10 protein-coding genes are annotated in these 18,315 nt (G+C 56.4%); 9 read left to right on the forward strand and 1 reads right to left on the reverse strand.

Annotated features, from left to right (window positions below):
- Positions 1 to 876: 876 nt before the first annotated feature.
- The 9 genes from LPB04_RS02645 to LPB04_RS02685 all read left to right on the forward strand — a co-directional run bounded on the left by LPB04_RS02645 (position 877) and on the right by LPB04_RS02685 (position 16,913).
- A complete protein-coding gene (locus LPB04_RS02645; RefSeq protein WP_193687247.1) occupies positions 877 to 1,167 on the forward strand; it encodes a hypothetical protein in 291 nt (96 codons plus the stop codon).
- Between the two features lie 42 nt (positions 1,168 to 1,209).
- On the forward strand, positions 1,210 to 2,103 hold the full coding sequence (locus tag LPB04_RS02650) for a replication initiation factor domain-containing protein (protein WP_193687248.1): 894 nt from the start codon (positions 1,210 to 1,212) through the stop codon (positions 2,101 to 2,103).
- Between the two features lie 294 nt (positions 2,104 to 2,397).
- Positions 2,398 to 2,556, forward strand: a complete 159-nt coding sequence (locus LPB04_RS02655) for a hypothetical protein (RefSeq protein WP_193687249.1) — start codon at positions 2,398 to 2,400, stop codon at positions 2,554 to 2,556.
- A 238-nt stretch (positions 2,557 to 2,794) separates the two neighbouring features.
- Positions 2,795 to 3,049: a hypothetical protein gene (locus tag LPB04_RS02660; RefSeq protein WP_193687250.1), complete on the forward strand. Its 255-nt coding sequence runs from the start codon at positions 2,795 to 2,797 to the stop codon at positions 3,047 to 3,049.
- Positions 3,050 to 3,247: 198 nt separating this feature from the next.
- On the forward strand, positions 3,248 to 4,159 hold the full coding sequence (locus LPB04_RS02665; protein WP_193687251.1) for an ADP-ribosylglycohydrolase family protein: 912 nt from the start codon (positions 3,248 to 3,250) through the stop codon (positions 4,157 to 4,159).
- Between the two features lie 79 nt (positions 4,160 to 4,238).
- A complete protein-coding gene (locus tag LPB04_RS02670; protein WP_193687252.1) occupies positions 4,239 to 4,628 on the forward strand; it encodes a hypothetical protein in 390 nt (129 codons plus the stop codon).
- A gap of 2,109 nt (positions 4,629 to 6,737) precedes the next feature.
- Complete coding sequence (locus LPB04_RS02675) at positions 6,738 to 8,936, forward strand: hypothetical protein (protein ID WP_193687253.1); 2,199 nt, start codon at positions 6,738 to 6,740, stop codon at positions 8,934 to 8,936.
- A gap of 61 nt (positions 8,937 to 8,997) precedes the next feature.
- Positions 8,998 to 15,237, forward strand: a complete 6,240-nt coding sequence (locus LPB04_RS02680; RefSeq protein ID WP_193687254.1) for a DEAD/DEAH box helicase — start codon at positions 8,998 to 9,000, stop codon at positions 15,235 to 15,237.
- Positions 15,237 to 16,913 (forward strand): nuclease-related domain-containing DEAD/DEAH box helicase, encoded by a 1,677-nt coding sequence (locus LPB04_RS02685; protein WP_193687255.1) that lies wholly within the window; start codon positions 15,237 to 15,239, stop codon positions 16,911 to 16,913. Before LPB04_RS02680 ends, LPB04_RS02685 begins: the two co-directional genes overlap by 1 nt.
- 815 nt (positions 16,914 to 17,728) lie before the next feature.
- Here LPB04_RS02685 and LPB04_RS02690 read toward each other — a convergent pair.
- Positions 17,729 to 18,313 (reverse strand): hypothetical protein, encoded by a 585-nt coding sequence (locus tag LPB04_RS02690; protein WP_193687256.1) that lies wholly within the window; start codon positions 18,311 to 18,313, stop codon positions 17,729 to 17,731.
- Positions 18,314 to 18,315: the final 2 nt, after the last annotated feature.

Consider the following 18,315-nt stretch of genomic DNA (forward strand, 5'->3'; position numbering starts at 1 on the left):
CGAATACTAGGGCAAAGAGCTTACGCCGTGTACGCGCCTGGTAAGCATGCGTACTCATCGCGGTACAATGCACGGGACGCCATCCTTATGGATCTGCATCACCCTTTACTCGGAAAACAAAAGGTTTACCGTGACCAGCATTGGTTATCGGACTGCGACGCTCGACCAACCTAGGGACGCGTTGCGGCTTGCACAATTGATCTGACGAACCTGAGCACGATTACTCGCCAGCTTGCACTCGTATCGAGCCTAGACGCGCCTAACCCGCCTTTTTGTAGCCAAGGTTAAAGTTACTCATCGCCCGTAAGATTAGGGCTGCCCATCCACTATAAGGTCTGCTATGGGCGAGTGTTATTGGGATGAGCTCGGCTGTGGCGCTTCTATGATGCGGAAGAGTCGTTATCGCAGATTAGCTAGGCAGGCTTAACGAACTAATCCAGAGTCATCCAACTCAACCTTGCAATCAATTGCGCATAACAAAGCCTGGCTTACCGTTTGAAGATTTGACAGTACTACCGATCGAGGTAAATTAGTTTCACTGACATCATTTACGGCTTCGCCGAATCTAAAAATTAAATCTCGTTCAGGAAAACATTTTAGAAGTCTAAGAGATGGATGGTAGTCGCAATAACGTTACACAGATTTGACAAACTTAAGGATTGCATGAATACCACTTGACCTTTGGTCAGGGCGGGATAACAATAGCTATTCTTCACCTCGTTCGCAAGGAGTGCGCGAGTACAGATTCAAGATCTGGCTCAACGAGGTAGCGCGCAATACGCTACTCAGCACTCCGACGCAACAGTTCCTAATAGAGCTTCGTCGGATAATTTAACCTGCCGGACTAGTCACGTCGGCGCAGTTAGGAATCTAACGATGACCCTCACAATCAAATCTCGCAATCTTCTTTCCCTGTCGTTTCAGAACAGTGCAGGGGCTCCCGCTCGTCCAACAAAGAATGGCCATAGCAAAGCACTTCCAGTAGGAAGCATCGATCTTCAACAACCTGGTCGACTAAGAGCTGGTCATCTGATGACACTCTTCAGCGTCGGCCACTCCACGTTATATAACCACATCCGGGCGGGCCTGATTCCTCAACCTGATGGAGCAGACGGTGCGCGGCCATACTGGAAAACGGAAACCGTTCGCTTAGCACTTCAAAAGTAAGCGGTGTACTAGTAAGCAGGTTCAAAGCTCAGTAAGGAGTACATGAGCATGTCGCTATGGAAAACGCTACTGATCGATCGCATTCATATGAATATATCGATCACGACAGACTATCTGTATAAATGTGCGTGCGGGCAACTATGGGGTATGCATGACATACAAAAAGATCTGCTCCCGCAGGGAAGAATCACCGTAAGCAAGGGCAAATACTCGACTCGCATCGGATTTTATCCGGACAAAAAGAGGAAGATTGCCGATATCGAGGTAGGACAAGCACATAAGAATCGTTACTTGAAGCTAAGTCTATACCCGCCAAAATTCGTTGGCGATGAGTTTTCCAGGTTTAAGGAAATCTTGGACAGTCTGCTCCCAGACTTTAGCTACGCTAAATTCTTCTTCGAGTCTCATGTTTCCTATATCGAGATTGCATGCGATTCGCTTACGCATCTGGCCCACACCTTCATTCCTTTTCGACAAAAGACAAATCATTCTCGCATTTTTTGCGACAAACACGGCGTGAAAGGAGCCACCTATTTAGGGAGTCGAGCTAGCAATTTGCTTTTTTGCATTTATAACAAGACAAAACATCTGATAGAAACCAAAAAGTTACCGGCTCATAAACTTCACACTCGTATAGAAGCAAGATCGCGGAAACTGAAACTAGCACCTGCTGAGTTGTTACTCAAAATGCCGAATCCATTCCATCGCCTTTGGATCGCAGACATTAACAAGGCCAGCACTCTCTCTGAAGATCCTGAGTGGCTACTTTTCTTGGGTGCATGCGCGACTATAGGATCCGCAGCAGCTTTGGCAAACTTGAAAAAAAAAGATAGGAAGGTTTTTATGGATAGACTGTTCGCTGCTCGCGCAACTTGGTGGACACCAGCGTTCCGCTGGACTGGTCTAGCAGCCGCACTAGAACAGATCGCTCCTTAATCCATCAACGCGACGGTTGCAATCAATTGCAGATAACATCGACTAACATGTGCACCGCGGCCATGCGCTGTCCTCATTAACGGTTCCGATCTCTACAAGAGCAGACATGTGCTTTTCCTCAATAAATCATCCCGATCTATCCACATATCGCTTGCAATCAATTGCAAATAACAGAAAGTAACACTGCCATAACAATGCGGAGCTGTCTAAGTCGGCAACACAACACTAGACGGACTTTCTGCACTGAGCGTACACTCTCACGTACTGCGCTCATCTTTTCCCCTTGAGTTCGAAATGGAACAGAAACCGAAATTAAATTTACTGAAACCTGACAAGGCTTCGAAAATTCTTTCGCTCAAGACACTGTTCACTAAGCTAACCGGGCGAGAGCCAACGGAAGAGGAACTGGCGGAAGCCAAGCGAATGTTGAAAAGCAAGAATCCACGCAATTGATTGCACGGAATGGAACCCAGTTCCTGCCCTTCGAACTGGTGAATTTACCCCGGTGGATCTTGAGAATCGTCCGTTTGACCAGGGGTGGAGAAGGAAAAATGAATACGACTCCAATGACCAGACGCCGAAAGCGCCTCCGTTACCCACTACGGAAAATCCGCAAGACTGAACAACTCAGACCGCGACTGTGATAGTCGACTAAGCTTCGAGGTTTGCCAACGTCCATAAGGAGGACAATATGAGTAATAAAGAAACGTATAGCCAAGCACTGGAGCGTATCTATAGCGAAGACCATCAGCGGGTAGGCAACAAGGACTTCCTACTTCAGATGGTACAAGACGGAAACTTCTCAGGGGTGAAGTACGAAGATAAACCTCAGTACTGGCAAGCCTCGGGTGTCAGCAAGGATGAGTTCGATGCTGCCCAAGCCCGTGGTGCGGAAAAGAAGCGTGCCCGAGCGAGCTATCAAACGCTGACCGGCGGCAAGCCGTGACCAAACCACAAAGAACAAGTCACCGAGAGAATGCCACGACTATCGGCAGTAGCAGATGTAGTCAGACGATCTAACGCACCGCTACAGTGTAGATCCGTTTCGAGCAGGTAGGATACAGGTCTTGGGAACGCAGGGTAATGCTCCTCGATCACTGATCTCGAGCATGAGCAGGCAATCCATCAGTTACAAGGAGACGACATGAATACGCTTGACCGCTTTCGTGGATGTCTAATCGGCCTGGCTTGTGGCGACGCTATCGGCACGACCGTTGAGTTTCGCCCACGCGGCAGTTTTAATCCGGTGACCGACATGGTCGGAGGTGGACCGTTTGCTTTGCAACCTGGACAGTGGACCGATGACACCTCAATGGCGCTGTGCTTAGCCACCAGCCTACTCGAGTGCAACGCATTCGATGCCACCGACCAGATGCAACGCTACTGTTGGTGGATGGACGAGGGTTACCTGAGCAGTACTGGGGACTGCTTTGACATCGGCATGACGGTCGTTGCGGCGCTGCGTAGGTTTCGACGCACTGGAGAACCGTTCAGCGGCAGCACTGACCCACGCTCGGCGGGCAATGGCTGTTTAATGCGTCTGGCTCCAATCCCGATGTTTTACTTCGGCGACCGCGAGATAGCGATTGCGCAATCGGGTAATAGTGCCAGAACGACGCACGGTGCCCTGGAATGTGTGGATGCCTGCCGGTTGTTCGGCGCCATGCTCTGGCTGGCGCTATCGGGTGCCACCAAAGAGATAATCCTCTTTGGCCACGGCATAAACGATATGCAGCCGGAACGGCTGACATCGATAGCACGCGGAGATTACCGTGACCGAGATGTATCCACGATCCGCGGTAATGGGTACGTAGTTGACAGCCTAGAAGCCGCGCTCTCGTGCTTCGCCCGTACCGATAATTTCGAACAGGCGATCCTCCTTGCTACCAACTTGGGCGAAGATGCTGATACGACTGCCGCAATCTGCGGTCAGTTAGCAGGTGCGTTTTATGGCGTGAATGGGATTCCTACCCGGTGGAGGTCGCTTGTGACTATGGCGGACGTAATCGAGGGTTTGACAGACAAACTATTTGAACGGGCATCAAACGACAGTTGATGTGAGGAAATTAAATTATTTTTAACATATAACTTTTCGTCGATTTTCGACTTCTTTATGCTGAGGAGCGGGAAACCTTATGACATATTGCAGCACTTATATTGGTGATTTGCACGATCCGAAATTTGATATTAACAATTTTGAAATCGGAAATCTTCCTCGGAATCTCTGCCCGTCATTCCCTCCGGTAGGAGAGCATTATAATCGTCCGTTTCACGATTGGGTCGGACTCCGGGAGGTGCCAATCAAAGAAACTGACTATACCGCCTATGTTGCTACGTTGTCCAAGAGTCAGATTGAGGATTATATAAGATTTGCTTATGATTCTGACCCTAGCTACAACGACCCGAAAGCTATGCTGACGTGGGAAGGCAAGGCATATCTGGTTGAAAAGCTCAACGAAATAAAAGACTTTGTTGCAACACTAGACCCGTGCAAGGAATATGCACTCGTAGCTGAGTGCGATTAAAGTTAGAAAATTAACGCAGGGCGCGAAGCACGTCTTATCACTAAACGCGCCCAAAGACGAGCCAACGTAGAAATTAACAGCACAACATGCCTCGCCTAACGAAAACATAGCGTCTGTATCCCCAAGCCATGCTGCAGCGCGGAGGTCGCTGATCGGTAGATTTTCAGCGTCATCGGAGTTTTCTTCGTCCATAGCACGGCTCCTCATCTTAGACGTAGTAATGAGACGCCCCTGTGCTTTCGTACACTTTACACGGTTACGAACTTGTCGTTATCAAGCGTTTGCTCGCCATCCCATCGGTAAGCGACAAGAGGCTTATCGGTTTTGCTGTAAGAATCCACACACGCCACCTTAGTAGAGCGGGACGATCCGGCAAGCTATAGTGTCCAATGAAGACGGGTTTAGAGTCGTCATAGTCAATAGCGCTATTCGCGGGAAGCAGTGAATCTAGTATGCCAATGCATGCCGACTCCTCAAGCAGCGTTATTTTTCAGTATGTCGTTGCATCACTGTCCCACCAGCGCATACGGACATTAAGTTCGTCAGCACGGAAAATCCGGCGCAATCAATTGCGCGGCTTGCTTTATCAGCTTAATGTCGAGCTTTACTTGCAAGCTATCCACCTAATCTTTCACCAAGCTATGGATTCAGGGCCTCATTTGCAATAGTTCCGGTTGCGGCAATCTAACTCCAGATCAATATTTTCGGAGGCGTTCGCTAGTATTTCAGGATCTAAGCTAACCGCTGAATGGAGGAAATTTAATCTACTTTAAAACAGGACAAATGTCCTACAGTAGACGCCCCAACCCGCCAGCTATCTTTAGCACTGTCGGCTATGTGTACATGGAACGGCAAAACCGAACTGGAGCGGCATTGCGTTGGAGACCGGAGATTTTGGCCACCTTGCTAGTCAATGAAGGCCATCTCTTAACTGCGGCGCGAAGCCGGATATTGATGCCTGTTTTGTGTACCAGAGCAACCCGCACCGGCAGCCAAGTGCCGCTAGATCACGGACTAGTCTAGTTAATTAAGGGGCTAATTCAAGGACATCTTTCCGTCACCAACTCACCAAGCAAATCCATGACCGGATAAATAACGGCCTATAAACCGATTTCTTAGCAAATCTATCGAAATATCACGTCTTGCTAGACTTGCCGAATTTACAAAAAAAATGTTGACCGGATAAATTTCAGCGGGTAAATTTTAGTATCTTTAAGACATTTTCATTTAAACAGTTCGTCGACCTTTGGCGAACGCAAGAGTGAGCGACCGATGCCTCCGTTAGATGTCCGTGGAAACGCCCCTCCCCCTGACCCTTTCAGCCTTTGGAATGCCAGACTGCTCGAAACTTTCTTTTCAAAAGCCTGCCAAGGTGACGAGGTGTGGCTTCAGATTGACAGCGACGAACTAGACCTCATCGGGCCAGATCTCGGGGGTGACGAAGGTTTCCTAAAGGCCGTCCAGATAGGTCCCGCATGGCCGACTTTTGTTAAGTATGGAAGGTTTGCCCGAGGAGACGCTTTTGACCTCGTGCTTCGCGTACAAGGGCTTGTGAAACAAAGGCTTTACCCAGCTAGCAAGCCGGCAGGTTATGTCGACCCAAGCCTCCTGAGTCCGGTATATCGTGCATGTAAGGCTCCAACCTACCTTCCTTTCCTAGCTGCACTTGTGCGGTCTTCCGCGCTTTCGTCCCACGACGGTTTTTACAAGCATCTGCGCCGGGCATTGCGCTTGCCGGACAGTTGGAACAGCTCGCATCTTGCACAGATCGAGTGCGCGTGGGACGACCTCAAATCGTGGACAGTGGAAACTAAGGGGCAGTTCGGCCGGTTCGTGCCTCGAAGGCTGGGCGGATACGCACATATCGGCGTCCCGCGCGCGCAATGCATCATGTCCAGGCGCGATTGCGAGGAAAGCGGTCGTTTATTCGTGATGGCAGGACTGAGACCCGGGCAAGAATGGTCCACCAAAGTAGCGAAGGATGTTATCTCTTGTGCCCCTGGCGTATTGTCGGCTAGTTTCAAGGACGCGCTTGGCTACCCAGAGCTGCTCGAACCAATCGAAGATAGCTTGCGATCCCTGTTCGAAGAGTGGGACGAGAGTGGCCCGATGCATTCCAACCAAGGCGGATGCAATGTCTCGAACGATGCCTCCGCATCCGAGGAGGTCGAGCTCGCGCTAGGTTGGCACGATGCGGACCAGCAATGGCAAGTTCACTGGCGCGTCCCCCCCTTCCGCGAGGGGACCGAAGTCGTCCTCGAAAGGGACGGGGCCAGCTGGAAGGTTCCCGTATGGGGGACCGAGCGGTGCAGTACCGTTCTTGATACCACTTCCGGCAACGTCGCAGCGGCCCGGACCGCACTCGAGGAGTCAGCAACGCGGAACGTGCACTTCAAGGCACGGCTTGAAGAGGATGGAACTGCGCCGGCCAGCCTAGGCATGTTCGCACTCCCAAAGGCCGAACTGCGTGTCCTTGCGTGGGGCACGGACTACGCCAGCCAGCACGAAGAACTCCAAGAACAGCCGCTGCCGCGGCATGGTTGTGCGTACTTGCTGGCGGCACCGCGGGTCGCACGCCAGCTCCTGTGGTGGCTTGAACATGAACATGTCAAGCACCAAATGGTCGACTCCGCGGGCCTTCCGCCGGACTGGGTGCTCGCATGCCTGACGGACTGCGGTTTGCTCACCGAGGCGCAAGTTGGCAAGCTGCCGGGAAGCGTCGCTACGAATGGTATCCATCGCTTGCTCGCCATCGTCGGGGGCCGCTCCATTAGCAGGGCAAGCAAGCGGCAATATCTTTCCTATGATCTCCCTTCCATCGAGCTCGACGCCCCCCCCGGCACGACCTTGCAAACCGATCAAGCACTTACTGCCGAGGAGATTAGCTCGTCAGTCCCTGGCCGGAAGACCGGCGTGCGGCGATTCAGGTTGTTGCTACGTGATACGGCGCAGAAGTTATTCCGTATCACTGCAGTCCTCGGCAACCGGGAGCTAGGCAGTGCCACCTTGCGGATTGCCCCGGACAGCGGCGAGCAAATCACTCTGGGCAGGGATTTCAGCCTAGACCCACAAGGGCGCCCCCAGCCAGCCTTGTCCGGCCTTCGGGGAACCCTTGCCGACGCTTCTCCCCAAGCCGCACCTGTCCAGACCGACCCGCGCCTCCTCACCGTCGATTCGCTGGGCCATCCGTCCAGTGCGCTAACCATTTCCAAGCACGTTTCCAGTCCAGCGGCCCTCTTCCTGGACAGCCTGGCACGGCAAGGTTCGATGGCGTATGGGACGGCAAAGGACCAACTCGCAAGACTGCTTGCCCGGAACGACGAAGAAGTCCGGGCGGACAAAGTGTTGCTGGACCTCCGCTGCCGTGGGCACGTGGAAATTGAGACTAGTACAAAAGGGCATTTCACTCGAGTCCATGCCGTTCCGCCAACTTTGTACCGGCTGCCCCTAGTCGCTGGAGGCCAGCCAGTCTGCGGGATCCTTGGCACGCTGCTTCAGCAACAGTGGCGGACCCTCTTCGAACAGGCCGGGGCCGATGTCATCCATTGCGATCCCCCAACGGCTGGTTTGTTGCCAGCGTTGAGGATATTAGTCCGCGACGAAGCCTCCGCCGCCCGTATCGCCATGGCTGCCGGCATGGCAAGCCTTCCACCCCAGTCGGTACAAATTGCGTCGTGGGCCGCGACATGCGAAGACGTAATCATCCAAATCGAGAACGGTGCCGTGGAAAGCATCGGGGCACTGGAACACCATCCACAGCGGCTCCATGCAGGAAGCGGTTGCTTCAAGGATGCAAGCTCCCTGGCCCCCCAGTCTGGTTGCGACTTGTTCCGGATGGACGACCGGGACATCATTGGCGGACGCGTATACGTCCTAGCGACGCGGAAGGAAAACATTACGCGCTATGGCTTCGTGCGCGACTCCCGCTGGGGAGTATGGATTGCCCTGCGTGCTTTCGCGCGCTTCATGGAAAAAAATTACTCTATCGACGACGCGTGCCCGTGGCCCATTCCCTATTCCGATAAAGACCGTACATTGTTCGTTCCCGCGCGCATCAGCCTCCCAGTAGTCCTCGAGCGCGCGCTAGTCCTGTGTAGTGGCCAAGCCCCGGATATCGCCGAGGCGGATGGACACAGTGTGGCTGGAAAGCTCGTGATAGCAAGGCGATCGGATGGAAAGTGGTTGGTAGCTACTAGCCACGTCTACTCCGACATGGCGAACGGCCGGTGGCTCTTGTACAGGTCTGTCCCGAGGGACGTCGCGGTAATAGTGGCAGGCAAGCTCGGGGCCGCCTTGGCCATTTCGTAGTTGACATCTTGGGGGACAGACTTTCCGGCCCAGTTGGCTCCCCCACATTAGCGAGTAAAGCGTGAAAGATCCCATAGCGTCATTCGAGCACATTCAAGCCAGCATTAAGAGGTACATAACGTCGGCTTTCGGCACCAACTCTCCTACGTTCGAGCGCGACCGGAAGGCACTCCTCGACAAGGATGCGGTCTTGTTCCAGGAGCCTTTCGTGGAACCAATCCCTTCCTACGAGTCCGGCAAGACGCTGGCGGCGCTAGCCGGAGCGGACCTGCCGGGCATGACAACGGAAGCCAAGGAAGCATTCTGCTCTATTGCTAGCGCGGGGCTCTTCAAGGACGGCCATCCCCTATACGTGCACCAGCAACGCATGTTGCAGCAAGCCCTCGAGGGAAAGCATTGCGTCGTGGTTACCGGAACCGGTTCAGGTAAGACCGAGGCATTCCTGCTGCCAGTGCTAGCCAACCTAGCCAAGGAAGCGTTAGCGCCCAAGACAAGGTGGAGCAAGGCCAACCCGACCAGTGCTACCTGGACGAAGGCAAAGCCGCCAGCATGGGACGAGACCCATCGCAGGGTACGCGGTGAGGTCCGGCCGGCAGCCATTCGCACCTTGATCCTCTACCCGATGAACGCCTTGGTCGAGGACCAGCTATCCCGGCTGCGCACTGCCTTGGATACGGACGAGGCCCACCACGCACAGGACAGCGTCTTGGGCGGGAATCGCATCCGCTTTGGCCGCTACAACGGGTCGACGCCTGTTTCGGGCCATCCATTCAAGGCCGATGGATCACCGAACAAGAAGGTCCGCGAGCGGCTAGCGACGGCGCTCAGCGATGGAATCGGCGAATCAACAAGGATGAACGAGCGGATTCAATTGCTTCGCGAAGCGGCCAAAACGGCCGAGCTCTCGGGTGATAAAGACAATGTGAGGAAGGCCAGGAAGGAACTAGACGACGCGCTCGAGCAGGCGAGCTTCATCCCCCGCGTCGAACCCGCCGCCGGGGAGGTCTTCCACCGCTGGGAAATGCAGGCTGCGCCCCCGGACCTGTTGATCACGAACGTCAGCATGCTCTCGATCATGCTGATGCGCCATGCCCATCCTGGCATCATTCAAGACCGTGCCGACTCGCAGATGCTAGACATCACGCGGGAATGGCTTGCAGAGGATTCGTCACGTGTCTTCCAGCTCGTCATCGACGAGCTCCACCTCTACCGTGGTGCCTCCGGCACCGAGGTCGGCTACCTCGTCCGGTTGTTGCTAAACCGGCTCGGCCTGCAGCCCGACAGTGCCCAGCTCCAGATTCTTGCGTCGAGTGCGTCGCTCGACGGCGAAAAAGATAGCACATACGAGTTCCTTGGGGGATTCTTCGGACTCACGCTCGGGCAGGCACGAGAACGCTTCTATGTCGAGGCCGGCACCCTGCTCCACCACGCCGCGACCGCGTCGCCAGCGATGGACGACAAGCTCACAGAAGCCTGCCTACACCTTGGGCAAGGGCTTGCCGAAGCAAGCATGGTCCCGGGCCCATGCGCCGTGGCCGCCCTGCTGGAATCACGCCCCGCCATCGGTGACACGGTCGTGGCCGGCTTCCGTTCCGACCGCTTGCGAGCGACCGCCCTGTCCGAGCTTGCGAAGCGCTGGTTCCCTCAGCTAAAGTCCCGCGCCGAAGCGCACCTGGCTACCAGGGGCCTGTTCTATGCGATGGGCTCGATGCAGTCGCGGAACGCCGGTTTGCCGCGGCTCCGCTTCCACTGGATGGCAAAAAACGTCGATGGACTCTGGGCCACGCCGGTACTGGACCCATCGGACAACCGGCGTCGGGTCGGCCCCCTGTCCCCCGAGCCGGCGCTTTCTGCCAACGGCCATCGCCTGCTCGAGGTCCTCTATTGCGAGTGTTGCGGGACTCAACTGCTGTGCGGAAACAAGATTGTCCTCAACACGTCCCAGCTGGACCAGCCTCAAGGTGGTATGCCAGGGCGACCCTCGGGGCCGCCTTCATACGAGCTGACTGCGTTGCCAACTCAGATAGACGGGCTACCCGAGTCGAGCACGGGAACCCGTACGGACGCCCGGCAATACAAGGATCTGGGTGTTATCTGGCTGGTCCCGCGGGACTGGAAGATAAGCGACCCGCGGGAATATAGTTGGGAGCAGGGTACCGAGGAGCGTAGCGACAATGGCAAGCCAGTAGGAAGGCGTAAATCCGAATGGAAGCGGGCCGGCATCAATCGCCGCACCGGGATCGTCAGCCTCGGCAGCCGCGCTGAGTCCAGCGACGAGGAAGCTTGCCTCTGGTTTGCATTGGGTGATGGCGACGATGAGCACGCGTTCCCGGCGATGCCGCAAAAGTGCCCTGCCTGCTTGATCGACTACTCCGAGAGGATCGGGCGGAGTTCCCCCGTTCGTTCCTTCGTGACCGGCCTTGGGGTGATGTCCCACCTGCTAGCGAAACACCTGATGGGGATACTACCCGAGGGGAAATCGCGACGCCTCGTCGCTTTCTCGGACAGCCGCGAAGCCGCGGCCAGTCTGGCCGTCGGTGTCGAGGACCAGCAATGGAGCCACTTGTTACGTGTGTTCCTCTACAGGGAACTACGGGACGGCGCGTCGCGCGATACTGGCACTGCCAAGCAACGCGTACTGGCTGCGCTCGAGGCCGGCGACACCGCCGCTGCCCTTGAGGTCCTCCGCGATCGCAAGCAGCATCTGGACCCTCGATCGTACGAGGAGGTGCGGCGCTTCCATGTCGATGCCTCGTCTGCAATAGAATACCCCGAGCTGGGTTCCGTCGAGGTCGAGCAGGCAATCGAGAAAGTCCGCGGGCACCAACCGGGGTTCGTCCGGGTCGACGACATACTACGGGTTCCCGATCCCCGCGCCGGCGCAGGATTACCCCCCTTGTGGCGGGACCTCGTCGGCGCTGGGGTGAACCCGGGGGGAGCGTCCGTGGAGCAACGCACGGTCCGGCCGGGAAAGGACCGGCGCGATTGGACAGCCGTTCTGGAACGCGGCAGCGGCGTGGTAGAGCCACGCGTCACCGACGTATCGGAAGCCAACCTGCAGGACATAGCGGTGCTTGGCCAAAGCCTACGAAAGGTAGCCTGGCGTGCGCTGTCGGGCCGGCTCCTATACGACCTCGAAGCCCAGGGCCTGGGGTACCTTTGCATTGAGCCCACTACGAGCACGGCACCGATCCCTAGGATGGGAAAAGCCTTCCGCGAAGCCTGCGATTCCATCATCCGCATCCTTGCGGAGGAACGGCAAACCGATCCTTCGCAGCGCCCTTACCCAGTCGACGCCTGGGCCGACGACCAACCTAACAGCTCATCCCGGAACATTGCAAAGAAGCGCGTACTTCGCTACCTCGAGGCCGTGGGCAGGAAAAACGCCGTGGACGCCGAGGTACTACGGGGCGGAGTCCGCGATGCATTGAAGGCAGCAGGGCACCAATCCGGCGGCGAATGGGGACTGGTTCGGATGGAGCACTTGTGGGTCCGGGTCGTCGGCGATAGTGCGAGCCCGTGGATTTGCCCAAACTGCAACCAAACCCATTGGCATGCATCGGCGGGGATATGCACTCGCTGCTACAAAACGCTTCCCAGCGGTCCTGACCTGTCCAGGCAAGCCCATACGATCACTGAGAGACACTACTATGCCCGCGAGGCCGACGACCCACGCGCGACATTCCGCATCCACGCGGAGGAGCTCACTGGCCAGACGATTGACCAAGCACAAAGGCAACGGCACTTCCGCGACATCTTCTTCGAGGACGACGAGATCCACGATATCGTAACGCGGAAGGCATATCCGAACGTAGATGCGATCGACCTGTTGTCGGTTACAACGACAATGGAGGTGGGCGTCGACATCGGTTCCCTGCAGTCGATCATGCAGGCCAACATGCCTCCCGAGCGGTTCAATTACCAGCAGCGGGCCGGCCGCGCAGGGCGGAAAGGACAGCCATTTTCGGCGGCGTTGACATTCTGCCGCGGACAGTCGCACGACCGGATCCACTTCGAGCACCCTGAAGAGATGACAGGGGGCATTCCCCCACAGCCCACCGTGGCCGTAGGGGATGAACAAAGGATCCTGGCGGAACGGCTGCTAGCGAAGGAAATCCTACGAAGGGCATTCCGGGATGCAGGACTGAGCTGGGCGGATACCAATGGCAAGCACGACGTTCATGGTGAATTCGGGATGGTCGACGACACGACACCGCGCCTAGCAATCTTGCAAGATTGGTTGTCTGCCCGCCGGCTCGAAGTCGAGGAAGTGGCAAGTGCGATCGCGGCCGGCACCCGGATCGATCTGGGTGCACTCGTAGCTGCAGCGAACGAGCTTCCACAACGTATCAAGGAGGCGATATCGAGCCAAGTCTTCGTCGAACCGACCCTTGCCTTCCGCCTTGCCGAGGCGGGTGTCTTGCCGATGTATGGCATGCCAACCACGGTTCGCAACTTGTATTTCTCATTCCCCGACACGAACGAGCCAAGATCGCTGGACCGTCCATTCGATCAGGCAGTCTCCGAATTCGTGCCAGGATCGAGCCGTACTTGGGACAAGCGTCAAATCTTGCCAAAAGGCCTCTGTGGCGAACCCCAATACAATCCGGGGTCGAAGCGATGGGAGGCAGCTGGCCCCGCAGTAGGAGCGGCCTATGCCCAGCTGTTCTGCCCCGACTGCAGACAACTGCAGGTACAAGTTGTCCAGTCTGGCTCGCTGGAGCCAACGCAAGCGACCGAATGGTGGAAGGCGGACTACTTAAAGAAACCTGCGCTTGTCGGCTGCCCATGTTGTGGCTCTGCGAATGCGCAGCCATTCATGGCCGTTGCGCCCCGCGCCTTTGTTTCCGACCTCGACACGAACAAGGGTGCCGGGCGGTGGGAAGATGCTCGTAAACGCCCCGGATTCCCGGTAGTGATGTCACCTGAACTCGGGGGCGCTGCTACCTACGTCAATAAGTTAAACGGCACGGTCGCACTGGGCAGGCAGGTCAGGGTCTTCAGGACGAATACGAACGGCAACAGGTTGTTCGGGTTCTCTAACGCAGACTGGATCGGACCTAAGGCGACGGGATACCCGCTAGCGGGCGCGCTCTGGTATGACGACCAAGACACCCCGCAACGGCGCGTAGCTCTTACCTCCCCGAAGACGACCGATGTCCTCGGGATAAGGATGACAGACGGCATGGGTATCGGCTTCTTCGACGATAGCCGCGCCCTTGCACGGCGCCGTGCAGCCTGGTATTCCGCTGCGACCATCCTGCAAAGGGCCATTGCACTCGAACTCGACATTGACTCGCTCGACATCGAGATTGCTTCGGTGCACAGGTTTGCAAGTAACCTCGATCTAGGAGCGGAGCTCTATCTTGCCGATGCCCATCCAAACGGGGCTGGGCTGGTCGATTGGGCACATGACAACTGGGAAGACTTGCTGGAGGGGTGCGTCCTCGGCAGGGGACCCGCGTCAAGGATGGGGGCGAGCTTGCGCAAAGCATGGGAGCGCTGTGCCTCGGAGCCTTGGCGAGGACCGGAAACGCTACTCCGGGGCTACCGCAACCGTCCATTGCATGGCCTCCTCGACTGGCAACTTGGCATTGAGATGCTTGCAACCATGTTCAGCAAGGAGTACCGGCCAGGGCTGGATACGGCAATTTCCGGGCGCGACGGGCATCCTGTCGCCATGCCCCGGTGGCTGGAACTTGCGGAAGGCGTCGCCCGGCGGTACCGCGAAGCGTTCCCTACAGCCAGCGCCCCGCTTCCCGCCATGGCACCACTTCCTGGCTGGAGAGAACCGGGAAGCGCCAACATCGTTTCCCTCGTCGTCCACCCCCTATGCGATGAGCAACCCGGGGGAAAGAACCTGCTCGCTTCCTGCAAGGAATGGGCTGCGGCAAACGGGATCGAGTGGATCCGTCTGATCGACTCCTTTAACCTGTCGCGGCGGATGGCATGGGTTCGCGCGAACCTTGGTGAATTCCGCACCATCGATACCTCAGGCATGCCACTAGCACCGTTCGGGGCCGGTCACGCTAGTCCGCCCCCGGCCGCGCCAGGTGAGACGTTCGAGCACGCGGGCCGGAGGTACGAGCACGTTGGTGCAACACCCTTCACGCATGCTAGTCCCGGCGATTGGCTGGCGAGGGCCAAGGATGGGAAGTTTCACCAAATCATCGTGCGCCGGGCGCCGGGTGCGGCGGCACCCATGGTTTTCGTTGCAGGGGGTAAGAGGCTCCTAGAGGCAGATGCAGCCGGGCTGGAGGTTTTTGCACGATACATGAACCCGAACGAAGGAAGCAGGTGATGGCGCGCATACTTGGTCCACTCCCGGCAGACGCGTCCGAGCGGAAGCTTTTGCGACAATTGCAAAAGCAGCTTCCGCAGCCATGGGTTGTACTTTCGAACGTGACTTGGGCGACCAAAGACGAGTCAGGCATCGTCTCGGACGGGCAATCCGACTTCGTAGTGCTAGTTCCGGGCTCGGGCATGGTCATTGTCGAGGTAAAGGGTTCTAGGGAAATTTGGATCGATCAAGACGGGATGTGGTACCGCCGTGGCCACGATGGCGAAGCAATACTGGTATCACCTTCCCCCCCAGAACAGGCCATGAAGAACATGTACAAGCTCGCAAGGATCGTCGAGCAAAAGGGCCTCTGGCCAAAGTTCCCCGGACGCTATTCATGGGTCGTTGCCTATCCCAACGGCATCGCAAGTAACATGCCGTCCATGTTTGATTCGTCGACAATGGTTACTAGCCTCAACCTCCACCAACTTGAGGCGCGCATCCGGCATGCGCTCACGCAGCGGGGCTCTGACGGGAAATCCGAGTCATTTACGATAGGCGTTGCGGAGAAGGTCGCGGCAATCCTAACGAGCCAGCCCTTCGCGGTGACTAAGGCCGATACCGCAGCCAACGTTCAGGATGACTTGGAGCTGATCGAGACGCTAACGCGGCAGCAATTCTCGGCCCTTAGGGGAATATTCGAATTCCCGCATGTCGCGGTAACGGGGCCGGCGGGATCAGGCAAGACGCTGCTGGCTATTTGGCGGCTGCAGGCATTGGTCGAAGCCGGGAAGAAGGCGCTGTATGTCTGCTTCAACAAGAAGCTTGCTGAGTCGCTCCGGAACCGGAACCCCGACCTTGCTTCAAACATCACAAGCGTTGACAAGTTCTTCATGGAGTTCTGCCAGCATCCGGCCATCTCGGGTGAGCCAAGCCATTTCTTTAAAGAGGCACTACCCGAACAAGCGTTCGGGCAAGCGGCAATGTGCGACGACGACGACAAGTACGACGCAATCATCGTAGACGAAGGACAGGATTTCGGCGACCTTCGGCTGTATGCGCTGCTCGAGCTCCTCCGGCCGGGCGACTCGGGGTGGGTAATCTTTACGGACCGCCGTCAGGATTTGTTCAAGGTCGGTGGAGGAGACGCCTTCGGTGCCGATGTCATCTTCAAGCTATACCACAACTGCCGAAATACCGTCCGGGTGAACAGCGCGACCAATGCGTTTATCGGTCTTGACGAGATAGCCTCGATGCCGGGAATGCCAGCGGGCGAGGTACCTGAGATCACGGCATGCGCCGACAATAGGTCGATGGCCAGCAAGGCATGGGAGCTGGCGCACCGATGGAGCACAGACCGGGGAGTCGTGATCCTCTCCCCGTATTCGCTCAAGAACTCATGCATGGCTGACTATCCCAAAGGGCATGGGATGTCCTTGACAGAGGACCTATCGAGCATGGGCCTGCCAGGTCAGGTTTGCTTCTCGACAATCCGCAGCTTCAAGGGTATCGAGGCGCCAGCCGTGATCCTCGTTGACGCGGGAATTCCTGTGAACGGCCCTGGCAGCACCTTCTACATGGAAGACTTGTATGTCGCTTGCACGCGCCCGACCGCACGCCTAGCAATTCTCTCCAAGACCAACGAAGCAAGTGAGTGGTTCAAGGACCGGATCGTCCGGAATGGCAAAGCTTGTTAGACGGTTGCAGCGCGGTAAGATGAAGTGCTAGTAGGGAGAGAATGCAGTTGCTGCCACGTGGTGCCACACAACGTCGCGGACCTTCCTAGCTTTGGCGAAACCATTACGCAATCAATTGCGCACGTACCCTACAGCGGATTTACACGTCGTACTCTGCGGCGTAGTTACATAACCAACCTACACGTGCGACAAGGCCAAGGCTGCGAGTAGGTCCGCGAACGTTCTAACGATATGCCCTGCCGGCCGGGGAGCCTACAGCTCTCAGGCCAATGTTTCGCTTGTGGTCGGCACGACAGTTCGTGATGCCGGATACGTAGGTCGTCAGGGAATCCGCGGCCTTTAGCCTTCGTCGAGCACACCGGTCGGGTCTAGCATGGGATGCCGGGAACTCGCCAACGTGCCGCGAGATTGATCGGATTTCACTTACTTCCGGATAATGGCGTAAGACGCGCTCGACCTGTGTACGCCAGCCTTCTGGCAAATTGTTGCTTCTCTGCATTTCTAACATCAGTTACCGTACCCACACTAGGGCCCGAGTCCTCCCTTTTGGCATTGCCAATGCGCTGTACTCCTTTTGTTCGCAATTTGTCATATGCTACTTCCGGCAGACCGGGATTGACAAGGAATTGTCCTTGCAGCACCCCTCCGGTCCTTCTCACACTCTAGCCGCTTACCCTTGCCGCTCTCAGGTATGAGACATGGAAACGCTTCACTGGGGCGAGGAGGAAAGCCAAGGCAAGCGGCGAGCTGCCATGGATGCAAAGACGGTGGAAGTGGGAGATACGGACTAGCCAGAAATGGCTCCAGCTCTTGTCTTAGCCGGGCGCCCCTGCCGTGCGTTGCGGTGATAACCAGCGTGCAGCCACGTGCTTTAACGGCTCAAGTTGGTTGATCCGCACATTTATACAGCTGGTCCAAAAGCGCGTCCCGTTTGCCGGGTCGACCTCGCCAGCGCGCCAAACCTTCCCGTTGCTCTCGAGGTTCGCAAGAGTTATAGCACCCAGAACGTGCGCATATTTATAACGACGAATGTCGAGCGATTTGCCAAAGGTCTTGTCGCGTTGCAGCGATACGAACAAATAATAATCCGGCAACTGGTGCTGGTGGTTATATTCGGGGACGGAACAATCGTAAGCGGGGCGTGGAGGGACGGTACGATCCTTGGTCTTGACGTCGATCGTGATCCCGCACGGCAGCCGATAATCATGCGTAGTTAAGTATGTTTCGTTTTTGAACAGTATGTCGTTCCGGCACATCCAATGTTCTGCCGCGACTTCTCCCAAGCATCCAAGTTGGTTTGCCGCGCGCCCCCTACGCGAGTTCGCATAAACAGGGTTTCTGATCGCACGCGCGTCTGCCTCTGTCCACATCTCTTCGTTGCACTCTATAGTGAAAAACATGT

The sequence above is a fragment of the Massilia litorea genome, from assembly GCF_015101885.1.
Classification (GTDB): domain Bacteria; phylum Pseudomonadota; class Gammaproteobacteria; order Burkholderiales; family Burkholderiaceae_D; genus Telluria; species Telluria litorea.

Coding starts and splice junctions, on each gene's coding strand:
- LPB04_RS02645 (WP_193687247.1), top strand. CDS start 877: ATGACCCTCACAATCAAATCTCGCAATCTTCTTTCCCTGTCGTTTCAG.
- LPB04_RS02650 (WP_193687248.1), top strand. CDS start 1,210: ATGAGCATGTCGCTATGGAAAACGCTACTGATCGATCGCATTCATATG.
- LPB04_RS02655 (WP_193687249.1), top strand. CDS start 2,398: ATGGAACAGAAACCGAAATTAAATTTACTGAAACCTGACAAGGCTTCG.
- LPB04_RS02660 (WP_193687250.1), top strand. CDS start 2,795: ATGAGTAATAAAGAAACGTATAGCCAAGCACTGGAGCGTATCTATAGC.
- LPB04_RS02665 (WP_193687251.1), top strand. CDS start 3,248: ATGAATACGCTTGACCGCTTTCGTGGATGTCTAATCGGCCTGGCTTGT.
- LPB04_RS02670 (WP_193687252.1), top strand. CDS start 4,239: ATGACATATTGCAGCACTTATATTGGTGATTTGCACGATCCGAAATTT.
- LPB04_RS02675 (WP_193687253.1), top strand. CDS start 6,738: ATGCATTCCAACCAAGGCGGATGCAATGTCTCGAACGATGCCTCCGCA.
- LPB04_RS02685 (WP_193687255.1), top strand. CDS start 15,237: ATGGCGCGCATACTTGGTCCACTCCCGGCAGACGCGTCCGAGCGGAAG.
- LPB04_RS02690 (WP_193687256.1), bottom strand. CDS start 18,313: ATGTTTTTCACTATAGAGTGCAACGAAGAGATGTGGACAGAGGCAGAC.